Genomic DNA, 22,133 nt, shown 5'->3' on the forward strand with positions numbered 1-22,133 from the left:
ATACCCTAAACCAATCTTCAAACAGGGAATGGGTAATTCCGTATTCCTTAGACAACGATTTTGCAGAACGGTATTGTTCCGACATTGCCTTTACACAGTACAGCTTAAATTCAAAACTGTGCTTCTTTTTCTTTATCATAAAAATGCCCCCAGAAAGTGTCTAACTTTTTGGGGGCACTGTATTAATTGCTGCCTTTTGATTATTCCTTATTACTTTTTAGAATTCCTATTACTATAACTTATCTCCATCCGCCTCCTAAGGCTCTGTAAAGTTCTACAGTAGATTGAAACTCCTGTAACTGATCATTTACCCGATTCAGTTGTGCAGACAATAAGCTTTGCTGCGCATTTAAAACCTCTGTATAATTCGCAAAACCTGATTTCAGTAAGTCCTGGGAATATGCTACAGATTTTTCCAATGCACTTATCTGGCTTGACCGGGAAGATTGTTTGTCGATTGCAGTTTGATACGATGATAATGCATCTGAAACTTCCTGGCCCGCTGTCAATAAAGTACTCTTAAAGCTAAGCAACGCTTCCTGTTGTGCAGCTTTTGCAACCTCATACCTCGTACGGTTTGCCCGTTGATTAAATATAGGCTGTGTAAGCCCACCAACAAGATTTCCAAATACAGAACCCGCACTGAAAAAATCCTGTAAAGTAGTATTGGACAATCCTCCGGAAGCAGTAATAGTAAGGGCAGGATAAAAATAGCTTCGTGCTACGTTTGTTGATTCAAAATAATATCGGAAGTTCAATTCTGCTTGCTGCACATCGGGGCGGTTGCTGAGTAACTGAGCAGGAATTCCGGGACTCACAGCAGTAATCTGTTTTTGCTGTTCTAACGAACTACGGACAACAGGGCCGGGATTTCTTCCCAGTAAGATGCTCAACGCGTTTTCTGTTTCCCGGATGTTTTGTTTAATATCCGGAATAGTTACTTCCGCAGCATATCGGCTCGCCTCTGTTTGTACAACGGCTGCACCAGTCACAATAGCACCTTCCTTTAACGCTTTCATCGTTTCAACAGTTGAAATCCAGTTTTGAACAGATTGCTGTGTAATTGCCAGCTGCTGATCAAGAGCTAAAAGCTGATAATAGGTATTTGCGATGTTTGCTACCAGTCGGGTTTGTACAGCACGAGCATAAGCACGGCTTTCTAATAAAGCAGCCAGGTTTGCCCTTTTTGAACTGCTGAGTTTTCCCCAGATATCAGCTTCCCAGCTTGAAGTTAATCCTAGTTGGTAAACGCGTGTATTATTAATCAATCTTCCACCCTGTCCGTCAGAAAGTTTAGAAACAGTAGCACTTGCATTGGCATTCAGGCTAGGAAAGAGTGCCGCCTTGCTTTGTCGTAAATACGCTTCCGATTGTTGAATACGTGTAATAGCAATCTTGAGGTCCAGGTTCTGGCTTATTCCTTCATCCAGCAATTTCAGAAGTTCAGGATCAGTAAAAAACTCTTTCAGTGGAATGTCAGCCATCGTGCTTGTATCTGAAGAGTTAATATCCCGATACAAACCATCGGTTGATAAACCTGCTGATTTATATTTCTGTGTTACTTTACAGGAAGCAAAACTTAGCACGATAACCCCGGCAATAAGTAAATGCTTTATATATCTGTTATTCATTGTAATTCTTTTTAAGCTATTCTAAACCTATAATTCAGTATTTTATAATTCTCCGTGTCCGTGTTCAATCGGATGTGCGGGACCGCTTATCTTTTCCTGAATAGTCTGGAAAATTATGAACAGTACCGGAATTACAAATACACCGAACAAGGTCCCTATCAGCATACCTCCAACGGCTCCTGTTCCAATAGAACGGTTACCGGCGGCTCCGGCACCGGTAGAAAGCATCAGTGGAACCAGTCCGAAAATGAATGCGAAGGAAGTCATCAGGATGGGGCGTAAACGTGCCCGTGCCCCTTCAATAGCCGCTTCTACAATCGGCATTCCATGCTTCCTTCGGCCTAATGCAAACTCGACAATAAGAATTGCATTTTTAGCAAGCAGCCCCACCAGCATGATAAGCGTTATCTGCAGGTATATGTTGTTTGTAATACCGAAAAGGGAAGCAAATATGAATGCTCCGGCAAGTCCGACAGGTAATGATAACAACACTGAGAACGGGAGAATATAACTTTCGTACTGGGCACTTAGCAGGAAATACACGAAGATGATCACCAGAAGGAAAATAAATACTGTTTGTCCCCCGGCAGAAAGTTCCTCCCGTGTAATACCGGAAAATTCATATCCGTAACCGGCAGGTAAAGTTTGCGCCGCTACTTCCTGAACCGCCCGTATAGCATCACCTGAGCTGTAACCGGGTTTCGGAGAACCGGTAATAGCGATAGAAGTAAACAGGTTAAACCTGGAAATAGCCTGCGGTCCGTAAACCTTATTCAGTGTCATAAACTCACTGATAGGCGCCATTGTACCTTTTGCATTTCTTACGTAAATATTAGTGAGTCCTTCGGGGTTAGCACGAAACTCAGGCTCTGCCTGGTACATTACGCGGTATTGCTTACCAAACTGATTAAAGTTTGATGCATAAACCCCTCCGTAATAGCCTTGCATGGTGTTTAACACATCGTTAACACTAAGTCCCGCCTCTTTTACTTTTGCTACGTTTACATCTATCTGATATTGCGGGAAGTTAGGATTGAATGAGGTTCTGGCATATAAGATCTCCGGGCGCTGGCTTAAAGCATTAAGAAAATCGGTATTAATCTTGAAAAATTTATTGATATCACCGCCACTTCTGTCCTGCAATTGAAATTCAAATCCGCCGGAGGCACTAAAGCCCTGGATTGTTGGAGGTGCAAAGAATATAACTCTTGCATCGCGAAGATTAGCCGTTTTTGCAAACATCTTTCCAATGATTGCTTCCACATTCTGCCCTTTCCCGCTACGTTCTGCCCATGGCTTTAATCTCATAATTACCATTCCGTAATTACTTCCTGCACCACTTATTATCCCGCGTCCTGTTATTCGCAGGATATTTGCAACTTCGGGAATTGAATCTGCAATTTTTGCAATTTCGCGGGTTACTTCTGCTGTTCGTTCCTGTGAAGCACCCGGAGGTAAGCTAATATCAGACATAACAACCCCCATGTCTTCGGCAGGCACAAATGCCGAAGGAGTAGTTTTCATCAGCAGGTAAAAAATTCCTGCAAATAAAGCGATACCTGCCAGTGCGATCCATTTCTTCGTTGCAAGGAATGAAACCGACTTACGATATTTATCGGTTGTAGCTTCAAAGGCTGCATTAAATCCGGCATAAAACCGCTGCAGAAATCCTTTATGCCGCTCTTCTTCGTGAGGTTTCAGGAATATCGCACACAAAGCGGGGCTAAGTGTAAGCGCATTTACCGCCGAAAGTATAATGGAGATAGCAAGCGTTAAACCAAATTGCTTATAAAATACACCCGCCGACCCCGTAATAAAACTAACCGGTATGAATACTGCAGCCATAACCAGCGTGATAGAAATAATAGCCCCGGAAATTTCGTTCATGGCATCAATTGTTGCTTTTCGCGAGGACTGATAACCATGATCCAATTTGGCATGGACCGCTTCTACCACCACAATTGCATCATCCACCACAATACCAATTGCTAATACAAGTGCAAACAGTGTAAGCAGGTTAATGGTAAAGCCGAACAGATCGAGGAAAAAGAAGGTTCCTATGATAGCCACCGGAACAGCAATAGCAGGTATAAGCGTTGAGCGGAAATCCTGCAGAAATATAAACACAACAATAAACACCAAAATAAATGCTTCTATCAGGGTATGGAGCACCTTTTCGATGGATGCATCCAGGAAGTCGTTTACATTTACGAGGTTTACATAATGGATTCCTTTTGGAAATGATTTCGATGATTCTTCTAAAACCTTTAAACTTCCTTCAATAACGTCTTTTGCATTTGATCCTGCAGTTTGAGCAATAGCAACAGCAGTTGATTGTTTCCCATCCGTTTTGGTAGTACTCGAATAGCTCATTGCACCGAGTTCAATCCGGGCGATATCTTTTAACCGTAGAATTTGTCCATTACCGTCTGAACGGATAACCATATTCCCAAATTCATCGGCATTTTTTAAACGGCCTTTATACTTAATTACATACTGAAAAGATTGTTCGCCCTGTTCTCCAAACTGCCCCGGAGCAGCTTCGATGTTCTGTTCAGCCAGTGCAGCACTGATATCACTAGGAACCAGTTTATAGGATGCCATCACATCCGGTTTAAGCCATATACGCATGGCATATTCCATGGTACCAAATACACTTGCATCCCCCACTCCGGGAATACGTTTTATCTGGGGAATTAAATTGATACTGGCATAATTCTGAAGAAAGGTTTGATCGTAGGCAGGATCATCGCTATACAAACCAAAAATTACCAGGTTACTGCTCTGGCGTTTGGTAACGGTTACACCCGCCCTTGTAACTTCCTGGGGCAAAAGGCTCGTTGCTCTTGCTACCCGGTTCTGTACGTTTACAGCTGCTAAATCCGGGTTTGTTCCTAATTTAAAGTTAACGGTAATATTTGCTGTACCGTCATTTCCGGCAGAAGAAGTCATGTAGGTCATGTCCTCCACACCATTTATCTGTTCTTCAAGAGGAACAATTACACTGTTTAAAACCACGTCGGCGTTTGCTCCCTGGTACGAAGCAGTAACCTGGATGGTAGGAGGCGCAATATCCGGATATTGTGAAATAGGAAGAGTTGTTAATCCTAAAATTCCGAGAATAACGATAATGATGGATATAACGGTAGAAAGAACGGGCCTCTCTATAAATTTCTTAAACATAAGTCTTATTTAAAAGGACAAATTGCTGCCTGCGCAGATTTTTTAATCTATATTTTTATAAACACTGTCAGGATTTGCCGAAACAGGTTTAATCTTAACGCTATCGCGAAGAGTGGCCACACCCTCAACCACAATTTTATCTCCCGGCTTTATTCCTTTTTGTACAACAAAAGATTGCCCTGCGGTAGACGAGTTTACTTCGATCGGCACTGATTTTACGATACCAGTGTCATCAACCTTGTATGCAAAGCGTTTTCCCTGTATTTCGTAAGTTGCACTTTGCGGAACAAGTAAGGCTGTATCTATTTTAACCGGAATGCGTACGGTTCCTGTGCTTCCGCTACGAAGGATTCCGAGAGAATTGGGAAATGTGGCTTTGATGCTGGAAGATCCGGTTTCAGTATTGATCAACCCGCTGGCAGTTTCTATTTTTCCTGTTTCAGGATATACAGTTCCATCAGAAAGAATAAGCTGAACAGGAGGAAGTTTAGCAAACTTTGCCTGCAGGGTGGCTCCCGGAGTTGTACGGCTAAACTCAAGCAATTGCTTTTCGTTCATCGAAAAATAGGCGTAAACTGTACTTGCATTTGCTACTGTTGTAAGCGGCTCGGTAATATTGCTGCTTACAAGCGCTCCAACTTTATACGGTATTCTGCCTATTACGCCGTTAGCCGGACTGTTTACATAGGTATAGGATAAATTAGTTTTGGCATTACTTAGCGCTGCTTTTGCCGAAGCCAGGGCCGCTTGCTGCGATTGCAAGGTATATTCTGCGTTTTCAAGTTCAAACCGGCTGATGATATCTTTTTCTACCAGTGGCTTTACTTTATTCACCTGCATTTGTGCGGCATTTACATTAGCCTGAGCAATTTTTACATTCGCCGCCGCTGATTGCACCTGTTGTTCAAAAAGATCACCGTTAATCTGAAATAACAACTGACCTTTTTTAACTACTGCTCCTTCTTCCACATATATCTTCTCAATATTCCCATCTACTCTTGGCCTGATTTCTACCGTTTGCTGCCCCTCGATTGTGGCCGGAAAATCAGTATTTAAAACTGCCTGTTGAGGAGCAATGGTTACAACCTGATAATCTTTAACTGCATTAGGGTCTCCGCCGGCATTAGGGCCGCCGGCTTTTTTATTATTGCTGCAGGAACTTAAAATAGTACCTGATATAAAAAGTAGTGCCAGCCCCGATTGTGATAGCTTATTCATAAATGTATTTTATTTGCTTGCGTTATTTTGTATTTGTAACATAACTTTAACCATCACCTTATAATCTTCATCGCTTACCCCTTCCCGAAGGTTTGTCATTGTATTTTTTTCTATTTGAGATAGCTTTTCGAAAAAAGCATTACACTTTCTTGTAATAATTATTGTGTTTTTTCTCCTGTCGCCTGTAATGCCCTTACGCTCTACCAGCCCTTTACTTTCCAGTATATCAATGGTCCTTAAAATAGCAGATTTGTCTTTTCCTGTCAGATTTGCCATGTCCTGCTGGGTAATTTCGCCGGTTTGATTATTAAGAATTAATAAAAAAATAAACTGCTCGTATGTTAAGGGAATATTATTCCCGGTTAAAGCTTCATTTAATTTTTTTACAATCACCCTCCGGGTATGCCCGATAATAAAGCCCATTGAGTCTTTTAACTCGTTGCCCATTCAATAGTTGATAAAGTCGACAAAAGTAGAAAATGCTTGTTTCCGTTATTACAGATCGCAGGATTTTTACAAAAAACAAACATGAAGAATTAACAGGTGCTGCATTGCCGCAAAAACAGCTTATGGCATAAGCGGAGACTAAAGCACATTCTAAAATAGAAAGAGGGAAAAGGGGTTTGAAATAAAAAGGGGAAATAGAACGCAAGTAATAATGGGCCTAAGAGGCCTTATTAAAGCTGAGATAGTACCTTCGAAAACTGTTTATTGGTTAAATAATCGGCCTACTTGGTTCAGAGTCCCCCGGCAGAATAATCCTGTTTCGGATACAGGATTTAAATGTTGCAAAAACTAAACAATACGTTCTATGGTAGCGGTTTAACAAAAATATCTTTAAAATAAACTTTACTGTTAGGATCGTGGCCTTGCAATGCAAAAGTACCATGAGATAATTTTTTTTGTATGACTGAATTTTGAGATATAGAGTCCGGTTCAGTGTAGTCAACCACTGTTTTATCATTTATTTTTATAACAATGTGCTTGTCTTGTACCTTGATATATTCCGTGTACCATTCATTATCTTTTACATACACTTCTCTCACGTCTTGCACCGCGTACAAGCTTCCTGTTCTTCTCCAATCGGTATGCGAATTATTTACCTGGATTTCGTATCCTTTTTCAGGCCAGCCGTTTTCCTGGTACTGTGTATGAATGAAAATTCCGGAATTAGAACCCGGCGTTGTCATTACCTGGGCTTTGAATTCAAAATTTTTAAAGTTGTGGTTGTTTACCGGCCCTTCGTAGAACAAATGTGCCCTGGGCCCATGCACTACAATGGTGCCATTTTCAACCTTAAAAGTTTCAGGATTTTCTGCCGCTTTCCAGCCGCTCAGGGATTTGCCGTCAAAAAGGCTTATCCAGCCTGAAGAACTCTTGCCGTTTTTAACACTGGAGCAGGACGTGAAGGAAATAACAAACGCAAGGAATACTATAACTCTTATTTTCATACGGATATATCAAAGTCAAACCGGAGTAGTTATCCGGCTGACAATTAAGTTTAAAATAAAATTATAATATTTTCCTGATAAGCCAGATAATTAATGCAATTACTACCACCACAATTATAACCCCAACCCAAACTCCTGCTTTAAAAATATCGCCTATTACCTCACAGCTTGATAAAAGCATGATTAAACCGAAGAATAAAAAATTAAAGTGTACTGGTTTCATAAGTTTTTGTTTAGATGTTTATATACTACATTTCAGCTGCTGAAAAAGTTTTAAAGGCAGTTAGTAGGAGAAATACCAGCTTTAATTTCCAAACTCTTTCACAACTTTGGCTCTTATAGTTCAAATATCTTGTCTCGAAAATATTTGATCAACTTAAAAGAACATGTTTAACTTTAACGACAGGCTGAAAACCAGGAAGGTCATTCGATGGCTAATGGCCCTTGCATTGCTCCTGTTTGCACTGCTTACTACCTTTATTATAATTTATCCAACCGCTTTTTTTGATTTGGAATTTACCGAAGAGGTACAGGAGCAGCGAAACCCTGCTCTTGATATATTAATGAAAGGCATTAGCTGGTTCGGATATATGCCGGTATCGTTAATAACGGTTTTGTTAACTGCGCTGGTATTTTTTCTTCTTAAATATAAACGGGAAAGCCTTTTTATTGTATTAACGCTTTTATCGGGAGCTGTAAATCAAACCATAAAAGTGCTGGTAAACCGTCCCCGGCCCACCGAAGACGTAGTGCAGATTATAGAAAAAGCGAATCATCAGAGTTTCCCCAGCGGACACGTTGTTTTTTATGTTGTTTTTTTCGGTTTTGTTACCTTGTTGATGTACAGCAAAAATAAGCTGAAGAAATGGGTGCGAATTTTAGTTGCCGGACTATCGCTGTTTTTAATTGTAACTGTACCGCTGTCGAGAGTATATCTGGGTGCACACTGGTTTACCGATGTAACTGCCGGCTTCCTGGTAGGTTTTATACTGCTGACGATTTTGGGTTCTTTCTATTTTAAAACAAAGAAAACCAGTTAACGTTAACCATTTACATTCTTGCCAATTTAACACATCACCATTTAACAATCAACAACGTAGTCCTATCATTTTACCCTGTTGAAAGTCATGCTCCGGCCAATAAATTCAAAGTGCCAGTAACCTCTAACCTTAAGTAATCCTTTCCTTACAAGTGAAGCTGAGGCATTCCACTCTTTACCGGTTCGCGTATCGTAAATTATTCCGTTTTCCCATTTCCCGCTTTTTTTATTATAAGTTAAATCATGCAGTACAGTTAATCCTAAGATCTTTCTGTTCCTCAGTGCCGGATCCGGGTTATAAATATCCCGTCGTGTTTCTTTTGGCCTTGACAGGTCGTCGGTATCGTCAAACCATAAAATGCGGGCTTTGTATTCGTTACTTTCTTTATAAACTTCAACAATAACATTTTTTTTAGATGACTCCCATTTACCCAGAATAGCGTCGGCTGCAATTTTGGTCTGGGCTAAAGACGACGTACAAATACAGGTTAAAACGCTTATAACGATGGCTCTGATTATCATTGATTTAAAATAGTAACAGGAATTATATCAATGATTTTTGAGCGATAATGTTTTAAATGCTTTTTAAGGGATGCTTAGGAGCAAAGGAGTAGGGTTAACTACAAAATCAGGACAATAGTTCCAACTATGATTAAACCTGCACCAATAGCGGTTTTAAGCGTTACAGGTTCTCCAAGAAAAATGACAGATAAAATAATTGCCAGAGCTACGCTTGATTTATCAACAGGAGCCACCTTTGATACTTCTCCAATTTGCAGAGCCTTAAAATAGAAGATCCAGGATAGGCCTGTGGCGCAACCGGATAGTAACAGGAAAAAGAGGTTCTGTTTTGAAAGAGTATATATTCCGGTTGCAGCTCCTTTTGTAAAAACAATTCCCCATGCTATGATCAGGATAACAACGGTACGAATTGCTGTGGCAAGGTCAGAATCGATACATTTAATTCCAACTTTGGCAAAAATAGCAGTTAATGCCGCAAACAGGGCTGATAGAAGTGCAAATATCCCCCACATGATGAGATGCTTTTTAACAAAGATATTTTATTCTTTTTTTCGAGTGTATAAAAGTTTATATTCGCAATGCCGGGAAATGGTGTCTTCCTTTTAAAAACCGTCATGATATCTTCGTGACTGATGACGCCTGCAAAAATCAACGCAGATGCTTTGATGTAATTTATTTTGTAGGTGAAAAAACTAATCTATTTCTTTTGATTAAAATGACTGACAGAAGTAAAATATCTTCAGAACATATTTCTATTTTGAAATACCTGACCCGGTGGACATACCTGGTAGTGCCGGCGGCCGTTGTCATAGGAAGCATGATTGCCTTGTTTCTCTGGCTGCTGCACCAGGCAATTTATTATCGCTTTCAACATACCTGGTTGTTATATTTATTGCCGCTTGCCGGGATAGGTATTCATTTTATTTATAAGGCGATAGGCAAATCCTCAGAAAAAGGAAATAACCTGATTGTAGAAGAAATCCATGAGCCGGGTGCCGGTATTCCGAAAAGAATGGGACCAATTGTGTTATTTACAACGGTTATTACCCATCTTTTTGGTGGTTCGGCCGGCCGCGAAGGAACTGCCGTACAAATTGGCGGAAGTATTGCCGGGATGTTTGGAAGCTGGTATAAATTAAACCAGTCAGATACCCGGCTGATTTTAACCGCAGGTGTAGCTGCCGGCTTTGGTGCTGTTTTTGGAACTCCTTTAACCGGAGCAATTTTCGCTATGGAAGTGCTTACTATTGGCCAGATAAAGTATCAGGCATTATTTCCTTGTCTCATTGCCAGCATAATTGGCGATCTGACCGTCTCGGCCTGGGGCATACACCATACAGCCTATCATATTGATGTTCTTCCGCTTACTTCTCATTTATTTTCGCCGTATTTTTCCCTGGATATTTTCCTGCTGGTAAAAATTATTTTCGCTTCCATCGCTTTCGGACTCGCAAGTTATTTATTTGCAGAACTGGCACACCTGCTCAAAAACCTGTTTTTAAACCTGTTTAAGAAGAAATGGCTAATTCCCGTTTGTGGAGGTTTACTTATTATCGGGCTAACTTTTTTGCTTGGTAAACCAGATTATCTGAGCCTGGGAATTGACGCAGAATATCCGGGCGCAGTAACCATACCTTCTGCTTTTCAAGCCGGAGGCGCTCATACCTGGAGCTGGTTCTGGAAAACAATTTATACCACAATAACACTTAGCACCGGCTTTAAAGGGGGCGAGGTAACTCCTTTGTTTTATATCGGTGCAACACTTGGAAATACGCTATCTGGATTATTAAATGCTCCGGTAAGCCTGTTTGCCGCTTTAGGTTTCATAGCTGTTTTTGCCGGAGCCACCAATACTCCTCTGGCGTGTACCATCATGGGGATTGAACTTTTTGGAGGTGAACACGCCTTATTTTTTGCAGTATCTTGCTTCACGGCCTATTTATTCAGCGGCCATTCGGGAATATATTCGTCTCATAAAATAGCCGTACCTAAAATCCTGAATGCCTATTTTTCCGGTGAGGGGTCACTGGCTGAAGCAGGCAGCAGAAGAAGAAGGATTTTCAGGAAGAAACTGATGAAATTCAAGTTGCTCTTTGGCAGCAAGAAATCAAATAACCGGTAAAATTGTTATTCCTCTTTAATAGAAAGGTATGATTAAAGATCTGGAACCCCTGTTAACTGAAAAAGGAATTAATCCAACAGCTATGCGACTGCTTGTTTTTGACTTCCTGTTAAAACAGGAAGCGGCGGTGAGTTTAGCTGATATTGAGAAACAGATGGAGCACTCTGATCGCATTACCCTATACCGCACTATTAAAACTTTTGAAGAAAAGGGACTTGTCCACCGTATTCAAGATGGAACCGGTGCAACTAAATACGCTTTATGCAATGCTGATTGCAGCACTTCAGAACATCATGACGTCCATGTCCATTTTTATTGCGCTTCCTGTAAAGAAACATTCTGTTTGCCCGACTCTAAAATCCCTGAAATTAAATTACCAGATAAGTTTAAACTGAAGGAGATGAACCTGGTGGTCAAGGGTATCTGTGAAAAGTGCGCTTAGAAGAATGCAATAGTGTTGCAACACACCTCTCGTTAACTTTGACGGATAATCATAAGCGATATGGAAAAAATTAAAATAGACCTTGATATATTGCTGCCCGATGTTCCTGATGAACGGGACCAGTGTGTTAAACGGATCATCGAAAAAGTAGGTGAACAAAAAGGGATTGAGGAAGTGCATGTTATACCGGCCAACCCACAGACAAAGGCACAGCTTTGTTTTCATTATGATCCCGATCGTATTTCCATAAAACAGGTACGGTTTATTGCTGAAAAACAGGGCGCTGAAATATCTGCACAATTTCAGCATTTACTTATTGATGTAGGCGGTATTTTAGAGATAAATCAGGCAAACGTCCTCGAAAATAAACTGAAAAGATTTCCCGGTATCGCTGAAGTATCCGTTTCTGCAACAGGCAATACCCGGATTGAATACGATCAAACCCTAACGGGAAAAGACCAGATCTTTGGATTTATTGAAGAGAAAGGGTTTAAAGTAAATTCCATATGGCATTTGGCAAAACATGAACACGATGAAACGGGTGAACATAACCACGATCATCATGAACATACTCACGATCACGCGGAAGAAGGGTCAGGCTGGAAAGTATATGCTCCGGTTGCAATAAGCTTCCTGATGCTTATAGCAGGAGTACTGGCCGATTCTTATATCAAGCCTTCCTTTTTTAATGGCTGGATTCGCCTCGTATGGTATTTACTTGCCTATCTTCCTGTAGGATGGCCGGTAGCCTGGAGAGGAATAAAATATGCTGTTAAAGGAGATGTCTTTACGGAATTTATTTTAATGTCAATTGCAACAGTGGGCGCATTTTGTATTGGCGAATATCCGGAAGGAGTTGCGGTGATGTTATTTTATACGATTGGGGAGTTGTTTCAGGATGCCGCTGTAAACAGGGCTAAACGAAGTATAAAGGCCTTGTTAGATATTCGTCCGGATAAGGCGGCGGTTCTCAGGAACGGCTCTTTTATAGAAGTAAATCCGGAAAAGGTTGAAACAGGAGAAACTATCCAGGTTAAAGCAGGGGAGAAAGTGCCCTTAGACGGTGAAATACTGAGTGAAGGAAGCACATTTAACACCGCGGCCCTCACCGGCGAAAGCAAACCGCAGACTTTAATCAAAGGCGAAACGGCATTGGCCGGAATGATTAATCAGGGAAAGGTAGTAGAGCTAAAGGTTACAAAACTGTTTAACGACAGCTCGCTGGCCAGGATTCTTACACTGGTTCAGGAAGCCACCACCCGCAAAGCAAAAACCGAACAGTTTATCCGCAAGTTTTCACGGGTTTATACACCAATAGTAGTAATGCTGGCTCTGTGCATTGTAGTTCTGCCATATTTTTTTACGGACGATTACAGCTTCAGGGAATGGCTTTACCGGGCACTGATCTTCCTGGTAATTTCCTGCCCCTGCGCTCTTGTAATTTCCATTCCCCTGGGATATTTTGGAGGAATCGGTGCAGCATCCAGAAACGGAATCTTGTTTAAAGGCTCTAACTTTCTGGATCTGATACTTAAAGTAAATACAGTTATTCTCGATAAAACAGGCACGCTTACAAAGGGGGTTTTTAAGGTGCAGCAAGTGATAAGCCTTGCATATCCTGAAGAGGAATGGTTGCCTTTAGCAGCGGCTTTGGAATCAGGATCCACCCATCCGGTTGCTCAGGCAATTGTTGAGTATGGTGCGGGCAGGGAAAAACAGCTGAAAGTAGAAATAGCCGAAGAGATTAGCGGACACGGAATAAAGGGAAGGATAGCGGATAAAGAAATACTCGCCGGCAACCTGAAGCTGATGGATGAAATGGGAATAACAGTAAACGAAAACATACGGCAGATTAATGATACGATTGTGCTGGTTGCAATTGATAAAAAAATGGCCGGGTACGTAACCATTTCGGATGAAATTAAAGAAGATAGCAAAACGGCAATAAGGTCATTACATCAAAAAAACATACAAACAATTATGCTTTCCGGCGATAAACAGGCAGTAGTCGACCGCGTAGCAGGAACGATAGGTATAGATCGTGCTTATGGCGATCTTCTCCCGGAGAATAAAGTGGAAAAAGTAGAAGCTGTGAAAAAGGATGTGAAACGAGTTGTAGCCTTTGTTGGCGACGGTATCAACGATGCTCCGGTGCTTGCTTTGAGTGATATAGGTGTAGCAATGGGCGGCTTGGGTAGCGATGCGGCGATTGAAACTGCCGATGTTATTATTCAAACAGACCAGCCTTCTAAAATAATACAGGCTATAAACATTGGAAAAGCAACCTACCGCGTTGTTTGGCAAAATATTCTTTTTGCTTTCGGAGTTAAAATTATTGTAATGGTTTTAGGTGCCGGAGGACTTGCAACTATGTGGGAAGCTGTTTTCGCCGACGTTGGGGTGGCCTTGCTGGCTATTTTAAATGCTGTACGGATACAACGGATGAAATTCTGATGAAAAGAATTCTACGACCGCCGACACGATTTAGAATTGTGCCTGTAAAGTTGAAAATTAATCAGTTAAAGGCAGGGTGAACCAAAAGGTACTTCCTTTACCTACTTCACTGTCAACGCCTATTTTCCCTCCATGCCGTTTAACAATATCGGATGAAATATATAAACCCAGACCTAAGCCGGAGTTATTAAATCCCGATGGCTGAGCCTGGTAATAACGGTCGAACAAGAGCGGGATTTTATCTGCAGGAACTCCCGGACCTTTATCCTGGATGGAAATTACAGCGAAATTACTTTCATTTTTAATTCTCAGAATAATTTCAAGAGATTCGGGCGCATATTTTATCGCATTGTTAATAAGATTTACAATTACCTGTTCAACCGCACGCTCATCTGCATGAAGTTCCAAATGCTCATCTCCCTCAACAGTTAATTCATAATTTCCGGCAGCTTTAATGTGAATACGACAGCTTTTGATTATATCGTCCATAGTAAACCTTGTTTTATTAAGGATGGGCTGTTTCTGGTTGTTTCGGCTCACGTTAAGCAGATCGTCTACCAGGCCGCTGATCTTTTTCATGCTGCGGTTCGACTGGTCTATCAGTTTCGTCATCATTTCTGAGGTCCCCCCGCTTACCCTTTCCAGTAATTGCAGCGATGCTTTTAAGCTGGTAATTGGCGTTTTTAATTCATGGCTCGCTATGCTGATAAAATCATCCTTTTGCTGCTCCAGGTGTTTAAATTGAGTGATATCAAGCAGGGTGCCAAGCATCCGTACCGGCTGTTTATCCTGATTATAGTAAACTTTCCCCTGTACCCGCATCCAATGTATTGAATGATCCGGAAAATGAAATCTTACCTCGTAAAAAAGTCTTCCATTTTTAAGGGCTTCTTTTAAGGCTGTTTCCCTTTTAGGGCGATCTTCGCGGTGTATAATTGAAACCAGTTCCTTCCACTCAAGCTGGCGGCCGAAACCCAGAATACTGTTAAACCGGTCGGAGGTCTGTATTTCCTGTTTAACAAGGTCAGCATCAAAAGTGCCAATGTCGGCCGCTTCCACTGCCAGCCTTGCCCTTTCCTCCATATCTTCAATATGCCGCCGATTAATCACCTTATCAGATACGTCAATCACCAGTACCATAATGGCTGTTACTTTTTCATCCTGTTTCATTGGTTCATATACAAAATCAAGGAAAACAGTTTCCGGAACCCCATTTTTGATTAGCATCACTTCATGCTCTTTTGCTACAAAGGGCATTCCTGTCTGAATAACGCGGTCTAAAACAGGAGCGTAAACGTCTGCTGCTTCAGCAACTGCATCCCAAATAGAACGGTTTTCAAATTGTTCCCGTGGCTTACCAACAAGTTCAAGATAGGCATCATTCACATCCTGAATCATTAATCCGTTTGCGTTGATAATACACATTCCTACAGGTGCCTGCCTCACCATGCTTCTGAATCGGGCATCGCTCTGGGCCAATTCTTTATAAAGCTGCTGCAGGTTAATTTGCGATTCAAACAGTTCTTCATTCGTGGCATTTAATGCTTCATTCGCTGCCGACAGCTCTTCGTTTGTTACTGTAAGCTCTTCGGTTAAGGATTGTTCCCTGCTGGCACTCAATACCCGTTCTGTAACATCGGTAGCAGTATGTAAGATGCAATATGTTTTTCCATTTTCGTCTTTGACTGCACGGTATTCAAAATCAAAGTAAAAAGTTTGCAGATCTCCATTTATTTCAAGTTGTGCAGGGGTGTCTTTTCCTGATAAAGTGATACCCTCTCTCCAAACTCTTGCAAACATCCCGATAAAAGGCTGTCCTTTCAACTCGGGCAATGCTTCTTCTAATGATTTGCCAAAAACACTTTTGTCTTTTCCCCAGATTCTGAGCATCGAGTCATTTGCAAAATCAATAACCGCTTCTTCAGCTACGTGAATGGCGAAAGCACCGGGAATTGAAGAAAGTACAGATAAAAATTGTGTATAGGATAAAGAAGCAGGATATGAATTCATCAGTGCGTTTTTGTGGACTATAAAGATACGAACGAATAAAGTGTTTTTTTTAATGTAAGTCCAAATACAACAATATTTTGTTACCCTTACCGGATTTCGTAAAACAAACGCCTCTTTTCGGAAAGCGTTTTAGAATATTGTTACTTTTACAGTTTAAATACGTGTATTTGATATGGAAAAAGGGCAATGGTGTATTGTGTATGTAAGCAGTGCTACGAAAGAATTAACCTCCGACTATCTGGCAGAAGTTATTGAAACTACCAGGCATTACAGGAGAGCACATAACAATTCGGGTTTAACCATACTTTCCCATCAAAATTTGCTGGTAACAATTGAAGGAACCCAAGAGTCGGTGCTTGCTGAATATCAGCTGGCAAAAATGCATCCTTTTCACCACAGCGTCATTAAGCTATATGAAGGACCTGTTCCTCATCGTTTTTTTGAAGATTATATTCTGGCGTTCAAAATAATTGCTCCTGAAAATTTTAAAGATTTGGATAATTTTAAAACTCCCGGAAAAAAGGAATATCTGGAGGAATTTCTTAATCTTGCAAACCCGGTATCTACAATTGTAGCTAATTTTATCAGGAATAATACCTGAGAAGAAGGCTCGAGGTTACTTGTGATAGTTCTATTATATCTCGGGGAACGCATTTTTTTAAATTACTACTTATAGCTGCCGGAAATAATTATATTTACGAAGTAATTCAATAAATGTATTTTCAACGTTATTGAATTGAAAACCGATTATAAAGATATCCCTAATGAAAGAAAAAAGTTCAAGGCGCACGGCTCTGAAAACAATTGCCGGTAGTGCAGCACTTCTAACAACAGGTTTTATGATGCCATCAGAATTAAAGGCTTTTGCAAGTGCGGAGGAAAAGGAGCAGTGGAAGTTAAAAGGAAACATAAACCACTCGGTTTGTAAATGGTGTTACGACAAGATTCCGCTTGAAGACCTTTGTAAAGCTGCAAAGGAAATGGGCATAGCTTCTATTGAATTACAGGGGCCTAAAGAGTGGCCGATAATTCAGAAACACGGGCTTACATGCGCCATGCCCTGGGGTGCCGGTAAAGGCATTACCGAAGGTTTTAATGACCCCAAATTACATGATGAACTGGTAGCAAGCTATGAAGATGTTATTCCTCAGGCTGCGAAGTTCGGGTACGATAAAATCATTTGTTTTTCGGGTAACCGTAAAGGTATAAGCGATGAAGAGGGCCTGGATAACTGTGTAAAAGGACTTCAGCGGGTAATGAAGGCAGCTGAAAAGTATAAAGTTACGATGTCGATGGAATTGCTTAACAGCAAAGTAGATCATCATGACTACCAGTGCGATAATTCAAAATGGGGAGTTGAGCTGGTGAAACGTGTAGGTTCAGATCGATTTAAGTTACTCTACGATATATACCATATGCAGATTATGGAAGGCGACGTAATTCGTACCATCCGTGATAACCATCAATATTTTTCTCATTACCATACCGGTGGAGTACCCGGAAGGAACGAGATTGATCAGACACAGGAATTATATTATCCCGCAATTATGCAGGCGATTGTTGACACCGGCTACAAAGGATTTGTAGCGCAGGAATTTATTCCAAAACACGCCGAACCCCTGGTTTCGTTGAAAGAAAGCATTCGTATTTGTGATGTATAAGCGTAATATTATAAACCAGCAGCTTTTGTAAAGCTGCTGGTTTTTTTATAGCACTAACGTTCTTCCGGGTATCTCAGATTTTTATAATCTTAACTACCTTAACAGCCCCTTCCAGCTCTAATACCAAAACATACATTCCAGGATTAAGCTCCGAATGATTGAATGGGACTTCATAGAAGGATTTCCCATAATCTTCTTTCACTTCAATTAATTGATTATTTAAAAAACTCAGCAAGCGCAGTTTTATATTTGCTATTCGTGATAATTCTACTTTCGCGGTGAATATGCCCGAAGTGGGATTGGGATAAGAAGTAAAAACCTTTAACAGCGCTTCTTTATAACCCAGGGCAGCATTCAGTTCTGTTTTTTGTTCGGGCTTAAGTACAGTAATTGTTTTTTTGACAGCATCTGCACACTCTCCTAAACCGGCTGTCATGCTGATATCATAGCTTCCTGACTTATCAAATACTATCTGGCGGATCGTCCCTGCAACATTACTTCCCACTTCTCTTGCTCCTGCAGGTAAATCCCATAAAGTTTTAGAAGGGGCCGGTTTTGAAACATCTATAAGAAGTACAGTATCACCTTCTGCAACTATAGAAGAAACCAGAAAATCGGCCTTAAGCAAAGTAGAAGAGACTGCAACATTAAAAGACTTTGAAACTGCGCATCCTGCGGTATTAGTTACTGTTAAAGTATAATAACCTGGTTCATCAACAACAACAGAACTAGCGGTTGATGCAAAGCCATTAGTAGATTTCCATGAATACTTTAATCCGGCGTTTCCTGCATTAAATTCAACTTTTTGCCCTTTGCATAAAATCGTATCCCTTAGGCCTTCAATCTTTATTTCCTGAGGATCAACAATATTTATACGCTGTTCAACAGTACACCCTTTTGCATCAGAAACTGTAACAGTATAAATACCACTGCAAAGGTGGTTTACTCTGGAGTTATTGCCAAAAACCGGATGGCTCAGCCAGTTATACGTATAAGGAGGTATTCCACCTGTTGCAGTTAGTATGATTTCGCCGTCACAGGTACCATAGCATTTGGGTTGAATTACCGTTTTACTTAATGATAAAGCAACAGGCTCTTTTATCTCTACTGATATTTGACTCGAACAGTTTAAAGAATCGAGCACTACAATGGTATAGTTTCCGCCATTAAGGTTTTCAAACCTTCCTGAATTCTTAAAATCCTTTCCATTAAGAGAATACCGGTATTTTTTATTCCCTCCATTTGCAATAACTTCTATGTAAGCATCTTTGGCATAGTAACAACTTACATCTTTTTTTTCAAGCAAGGTTAATTTTAAAAATTTGGGATCAGTAATTGTAATGTTAACTATTTGAGTGCAGCCTTTAGCATCCCTTACTGTTATTTTATACTGACCTGGCGGTAAATTGTTAAACACATTTGATGTTTGATATGAAGCACTATTAATAGAATAAACATAAGGAATTGTGCCGCCTGATGCTTCTAATTCAATAAAGCCATTCGAATAATCTTTGCAGGCAACATTTCTGATCTGTTTAACTTTCAAGGTTAGTACCTCCGGATAAGTAATGTCAGTATGCAAGGTAGCAAGGCAGGAATTAACATCCTTTACGAAGAAATCGTACCCTTTTGCATCCAAATTCTTAAAGCTGCTAGTTGAACTAAAGTTTATTCCATTAATGCTGAATTGATAAGGAGCAGTTCCCCCACTTGCTGCTAAAAAAACTTCACCATCGTTACCCTTGTAACAGCTAATTTGTTTAATAAAATTTGTCGAAAGTAAAACCGGCGTATTTTCCTCAACAACAACCGGAATGCTTGCAGTACAGCCATTCTGATCTTTAACTCCAAGAATATATTTTCCTGCTTTTAAATTCTGGAAAGATGAATTATCCTGGTAAGCACTATTATTTAAAGAGTAAGAATAAGCTCCTGTTCCGCCCTGTGTTTTAGCTGTTACGATACCTGTTGCTGCACCATTACAAAGCACTTTTTGCACATCAGCGCTTAGAATCAAGCGGTCAGTTTGGGTGACTATTTGTTCAACAAAATAAGCACAGCCTTGGGCATCTTTTACAGTAAAGGTATAAGTTCCGGCTTTTAAATCTTTAAAAACGGAATCTGTAACGAAAGTTATTCCCTTATCTTTTGAATATATATAAGGAGCCGTTCCCCCGCTGGCATGTAATAACGCTTTACCTTCGGCCGCTCCATAACAGGTATTATGCTTGATAGATACCGTAAGTTTTAATATCTCAGGTTCAGTAACTGAAGATTCGACAACTACTGTACAAGCATTTTTATCTGTCACGGTAATTGCATAAATGTTTGGAGATAAATTTTCAAAAACGGCTGAAGTTTGTATGTCTCTTCCGGAAAGGGAATAAGTATAAGGACGTGTCCCTCCGGTAACATTTACCTGGATACTGCCATTGGCTAATCCTTTACAACTTACATCCTTTTTAGCGATTGTCGCCATTAGCATTTCGGGTGAAGAAATAATGACGTCTATTGCAGTAGCACATTCAGTATAGATAGAATCTTGAACATGAAGCGTATGTTTACCCGCAACAATTCCATTAAATATCGAAGAGTTGCCAAAAGGAAGATCATCTATAGCGTATAAATAATTACTCGTTCCGCCAGTGGCAGATACACCTATACTGCCATCCGTTGCTCCTTTACAACTCACACCTCTGTTGTTTACAGCAGTAAGAACTATTTTAGGAGGTTCGCTGATATTAACAGATAAAAAACTTTGACAGGAATACGGCCTATCACGAATTACAACCTGATAATCGCCCGCTTTCAAATTTTTAAATTCATTTGAATCCTGAAAATTTCCCCCGTTTAGAGAATATTCGTAAGTTCCGTTGCCTCCGGTAACATTGATTATTTGTATGGTTCCGGCAGCATCTCCAAAACAGTGATTATTATTAACCTGGTAATCACCTTTTATACTTACAGGGCCATATGGAGCAATTGTTTCAATTGCTATACATCCATTTGCATCTTTTACAAAGATGGTGTAGTTTCCGGGAATAAGATCAGTATAAATTGATTGCGACGAATAATTTACGCCATCAATACTGTAATGATAAGGCGTTTTGCCTCCCTGAATATTTTTTATGGTGATGCTTCCTTTATCATCACAAAACTTAGGTTCAACAGCATCCAGTTCAAAACTTAAAGGCTGATATAAGTTAAACAGTTCTGTTTCTAATTGAACAGTACAATTTTTAGAATCTTTTACACTAACAGTATAATATCCGGCCTTGAGGTTGTTAAACTGATTACTTTCCTGATAGTTTACTCCATCAAGAGAGTAACTGTAATCGCAATTACCTCCGGTAGTATTTACTGTGATAATTCCGCTGGCTTCGCCATAGCAGTTTATATCTTCTTTAACAATAGTTGCTTCGAGTTTTGCAGGGGCAGGAACATTTACCACTAAAACATACGAGCAGTTTTTTGAATCCTTCACCAAAACGGTGTGATCTCCGGCTAACAGCCCTGTGAAAGAATTAGTGGTACTTAAGCTACTTTCATCAATAGAATACTGATATGGTAACGTCCCACCACTTGCATTAACACTTATTTGCCCGTCTGCTGATTCAAAGCAGGTTAAGGAAATTGTATCTGCAGTTGCATTAAGAGGTTCGGCAGGTTGAGCTAAAACAACACTCACCGGTTGTGAAACGGCACAACCATGAGCATCCGTAACTGAAACAGAATAAGCACCTTTAACTAATGCTGAGAAAATACCATCATTCTGCTCAGTTGCATCATTTAATGAATATGTATAAGGACCTACACCTCCTTCGGCTTTTACAATAATCTTTCCATCTGATCCATTATAGCAGGAAATATCCTGACTTGACTCCAAGTTTAAGGTTAAGCGTTCAGGTTGCGAAAGTGGAACACTTAGTTTAGCAGTACAGGCCCGGCCATCTTTGACAGTGATAGTATAATCTCCCACAATTAAGTTGCTAAAGTCAGCTGAAGCGCTATAATTAGCATTATCTATTGAAAATTCATAATTATTATCCCCACCTATAGCTGCAACTTTAATTTCTCCATTAGTGCCGCCATAACAACTAATATCTGTTTTAGAAGCTAATTGTATTTTTAATTCGGGATTAATAGCAATAGCAACCGGAAAAGTTTTAAGGCAATTGTTAATATCCTTAACAAGCAGGTCGTAATTTCCGGCTGATAAATTATTAAATATGGGCGAATACTGATAAGCCGCTGTTTCGTTTCCTTGTATTAATGCATATTGTAAGCTATTCCCTCCGCTTGCACTTACTGTTAAGGAACCATCCTTTTTACCTGCACAGCTTTCGTTTATAGAAGTAAAAGCTGCAGTTATTGCCTCAGCAGGTTCGGTAAGTACTCTA

Annotated in this window: 16 protein-coding genes, 1 pseudogene and 1 riboswitch; of the genes and pseudogenes, 6 read left to right on the forward strand and 11 right to left on the reverse strand. The window is 40.3% G+C overall.

The annotated features are described in order from the left end of the window. Nucleotides 1-239: 239 nt before the first annotated feature. The 6 genes from ACLCDL_RS05870 to ACLCDL_RS05895 form a co-directional block, all read right to left on the reverse strand. A complete protein-coding gene (locus ACLCDL_RS05870; RefSeq protein WP_423147347.1) occupies nt 240-1,631 on the reverse strand; it encodes an efflux transporter outer membrane subunit in 1,392 nt (463 codons plus the stop codon). A gap of 42 nt (nt 1,632-1,673) precedes the next feature. Continuing rightward, entirely contained in the window at nt 1,674-4,814 is a 3,141-nt protein-coding gene (locus ACLCDL_RS05875) for an efflux RND transporter permease subunit (protein WP_423147348.1), read from the reverse strand. A 42-nt stretch (nt 4,815-4,856) separates the two neighbouring features. Further along, nucleotides 4,857-6,032 carry an efflux RND transporter periplasmic adaptor subunit gene (locus tag ACLCDL_RS05880; RefSeq protein WP_423147349.1) on the reverse strand — a complete coding sequence of 392 codons (1,176 nt, stop codon included), beginning with the start codon at nt 6,030-6,032 and terminating at the stop codon, nt 4,857-4,859. A 9-nt stretch (nt 6,033-6,041) separates the two neighbouring features. After that, nucleotides 6,042-6,479 carry a MarR family winged helix-turn-helix transcriptional regulator gene (locus ACLCDL_RS05885; RefSeq protein ID WP_423147350.1) on the reverse strand — a complete coding sequence of 146 codons (438 nt, stop codon included), beginning with the start codon at nt 6,477-6,479 and terminating at the stop codon, nt 6,042-6,044. Nucleotides 6,480-6,841: 362 nt separating this feature from the next. After that, nucleotides 6,842-7,483 carry a 3-keto-disaccharide hydrolase gene (locus tag ACLCDL_RS05890; RefSeq protein ID WP_423147351.1) on the reverse strand — a complete coding sequence of 214 codons (642 nt, stop codon included), beginning with the start codon at nt 7,481-7,483 and terminating at the stop codon, nt 6,842-6,844. A 61-nt stretch (nt 7,484-7,544) separates the two neighbouring features. Beyond that, entirely contained in the window at nt 7,545-7,706 is a 162-nt protein-coding gene (locus ACLCDL_RS05895) for a phosphatidate cytidylyltransferase (protein WP_423147352.1), read from the reverse strand. A gap of 163 nt (nt 7,707-7,869) precedes the next feature. Between ACLCDL_RS05895 and ACLCDL_RS05900 the strand changes: the two genes are divergently transcribed. Then, the gene (locus tag ACLCDL_RS05900; RefSeq protein WP_423147353.1) at nt 7,870-8,523 is read left to right on the forward strand and encodes a phosphatase PAP2 family protein; all 654 of its coding nucleotides are present in this window, start codon (nt 7,870-7,872) and stop codon (nt 8,521-8,523) included. 65 nt (nt 8,524-8,588) lie between these two features. Here the strand turns inward: ACLCDL_RS05900 and ACLCDL_RS05905 are convergent, their stop codons facing one another. Together ACLCDL_RS05905 and ACLCDL_RS05910 are read right to left on the reverse strand one after the other, a co-directional pair. Next, nucleotides 8,589-9,044, reverse strand: coding sequence for a DUF2147 domain-containing protein (locus ACLCDL_RS05905; RefSeq protein WP_423147354.1), 456 nt, complete (start codon nt 9,042-9,044; stop codon nt 8,589-8,591). A 98-nt stretch (nt 9,045-9,142) separates the two neighbouring features. Beyond that, complete coding sequence (locus ACLCDL_RS05910) at nt 9,143-9,556, reverse strand: EamA family transporter (RefSeq protein WP_423147355.1); 414 nt, start codon at nt 9,554-9,556, stop codon at nt 9,143-9,145. Between the two features lie 63 nt (nt 9,557-9,619). Beyond that, a riboswitch (Fluoride riboswitch) is annotated at nt 9,620-9,693 on the forward strand. Between the two features lie 66 nt (nt 9,694-9,759). Here ACLCDL_RS05910 and ACLCDL_RS05915 point away from each other — a divergent pair. Genes ACLCDL_RS05915 through ACLCDL_RS05925 form a run of 3 tightly spaced genes read left to right on the forward strand, consistent with a single transcriptional unit; the run spans nt 9,760 to nt 14,062 of the window. Continuing rightward, nucleotides 9,760-11,166: a voltage-gated chloride channel family protein gene (locus ACLCDL_RS05915; protein ID WP_423147356.1), complete on the forward strand. Its 1,407-nt coding sequence runs from the start codon at nt 9,760-9,762 to the stop codon at nt 11,164-11,166. A 28-nt stretch (nt 11,167-11,194) separates the two neighbouring features. Next, nucleotides 11,195-11,608 (forward strand): Fur family transcriptional regulator, encoded by a 414-nt coding sequence (locus tag ACLCDL_RS05920; RefSeq protein WP_423147357.1) that lies wholly within the window; start codon nt 11,195-11,197, stop codon nt 11,606-11,608. 60 nt (nt 11,609-11,668) lie between these two features. Next, nucleotides 11,669-14,062, forward strand: coding sequence for a heavy metal translocating P-type ATPase (locus tag ACLCDL_RS05925; RefSeq protein ID WP_423147358.1), 2,394 nt, complete (start codon nt 11,669-11,671; stop codon nt 14,060-14,062). 57 nt (nt 14,063-14,119) lie between these two features. Here ACLCDL_RS05925 and ACLCDL_RS05930 read toward each other — a convergent pair whose 3' ends face one another. Next, nucleotides 14,120-16,072, reverse strand: a complete 1,953-nt coding sequence (locus ACLCDL_RS05930) for a PAS domain-containing sensor histidine kinase (RefSeq protein ID WP_423147359.1) — start codon at nt 16,070-16,072, stop codon at nt 14,120-14,122. 172 nt (nt 16,073-16,244) lie between these two features. Between ACLCDL_RS05930 and ACLCDL_RS05935 the strand changes: the two genes are divergently transcribed. Together ACLCDL_RS05935 and ACLCDL_RS05940 are read left to right on the forward strand one after the other, a co-directional pair. Continuing rightward, nucleotides 16,245-16,673 carry a BLUF domain-containing protein gene (locus tag ACLCDL_RS05935; protein WP_423147360.1) on the forward strand — a complete coding sequence of 143 codons (429 nt, stop codon included), beginning with the start codon at nt 16,245-16,247 and terminating at the stop codon, nt 16,671-16,673. Between the two features lie 163 nt (nt 16,674-16,836). Then, entirely contained in the window at nt 16,837-17,733 is an 897-nt protein-coding gene (locus tag ACLCDL_RS05940) for a hydroxypyruvate isomerase family protein (RefSeq protein WP_423147361.1), read from the forward strand. Nucleotides 17,734-17,806: 73 nt separating this feature from the next. Here ACLCDL_RS05940 and ACLCDL_RS05945 read toward each other — a convergent pair whose 3' ends face one another. Together ACLCDL_RS05945 and ACLCDL_RS05950 are read right to left on the reverse strand one after the other, a co-directional pair. Continuing rightward, on the reverse strand, nt 17,807-21,712 hold the full coding sequence (locus ACLCDL_RS05945) for a hypothetical protein (RefSeq protein ID WP_423147362.1): 3,906 nt from the start codon (nt 21,710-21,712) through the stop codon (nt 17,807-17,809). Between the two features lie 48 nt (nt 21,713-21,760). Beyond that, nucleotides 21,761-22,105, reverse strand: a pseudogene (locus ACLCDL_RS05950) (hypothetical protein); the annotation flags it as partial. Between the last annotated feature and the right edge of the window lie 28 nt (nt 22,106-22,133).

Origin of the sequence: Rubrilithobacter danxiaensis (assembly GCF_047272945.1) — a bacterium.
Lineage (GTDB): Bacteria > Bacteroidota > Bacteroidia > Sphingobacteriales > Sphingobacteriaceae > Rubrolithibacter > Rubrolithibacter danxiaensis.

Coding starts and splice junctions, on each gene's coding strand:
- ACLCDL_RS05870 (WP_423147347.1), bottom strand. CDS start 1,631: ATGAATAACAGATATATAAAGCATTTACTTATTGCCGGGGTTATCGTG.
- ACLCDL_RS05875 (WP_423147348.1), bottom strand. CDS start 4,814: ATGTTTAAGAAATTTATAGAGAGGCCCGTTCTTTCTACCGTTATATCC.
- ACLCDL_RS05880 (WP_423147349.1), bottom strand. CDS start 6,032: ATGAATAAGCTATCACAATCGGGGCTGGCACTACTTTTTATATCAGGT.
- ACLCDL_RS05885 (WP_423147350.1), bottom strand. CDS start 6,479: ATGGGCAACGAGTTAAAAGACTCAATGGGCTTTATTATCGGGCATACC.
- ACLCDL_RS05890 (WP_423147351.1), bottom strand. CDS start 7,483: ATGAAAATAAGAGTTATAGTATTCCTTGCGTTTGTTATTTCCTTCACG.
- ACLCDL_RS05895 (WP_423147352.1), bottom strand. CDS start 7,706: ATGAAACCAGTACACTTTAATTTTTTATTCTTCGGTTTAATCATGCTT.
- ACLCDL_RS05900 (WP_423147353.1), top strand. CDS start 7,870: ATGTTTAACTTTAACGACAGGCTGAAAACCAGGAAGGTCATTCGATGG.
- ACLCDL_RS05905 (WP_423147354.1), bottom strand. CDS start 9,044: ATGATAATCAGAGCCATCGTTATAAGCGTTTTAACCTGTATTTGTACG.
- ACLCDL_RS05910 (WP_423147355.1), bottom strand. CDS start 9,556: ATGTGGGGGATATTTGCACTTCTATCAGCCCTGTTTGCGGCATTAACT.
- ACLCDL_RS05915 (WP_423147356.1), top strand. CDS start 9,760: ATGACTGACAGAAGTAAAATATCTTCAGAACATATTTCTATTTTGAAA.
- ACLCDL_RS05920 (WP_423147357.1), top strand. CDS start 11,195: ATGATTAAAGATCTGGAACCCCTGTTAACTGAAAAAGGAATTAATCCA.
- ACLCDL_RS05925 (WP_423147358.1), top strand. CDS start 11,669: ATGGAAAAAATTAAAATAGACCTTGATATATTGCTGCCCGATGTTCCT.
- ACLCDL_RS05930 (WP_423147359.1), bottom strand. CDS start 16,072: ATGAATTCATATCCTGCTTCTTTATCCTATACACAATTTTTATCTGTA.
- ACLCDL_RS05935 (WP_423147360.1), top strand. CDS start 16,245: ATGGAAAAAGGGCAATGGTGTATTGTGTATGTAAGCAGTGCTACGAAA.
- ACLCDL_RS05940 (WP_423147361.1), top strand. CDS start 16,837: ATGAAAGAAAAAAGTTCAAGGCGCACGGCTCTGAAAACAATTGCCGGT.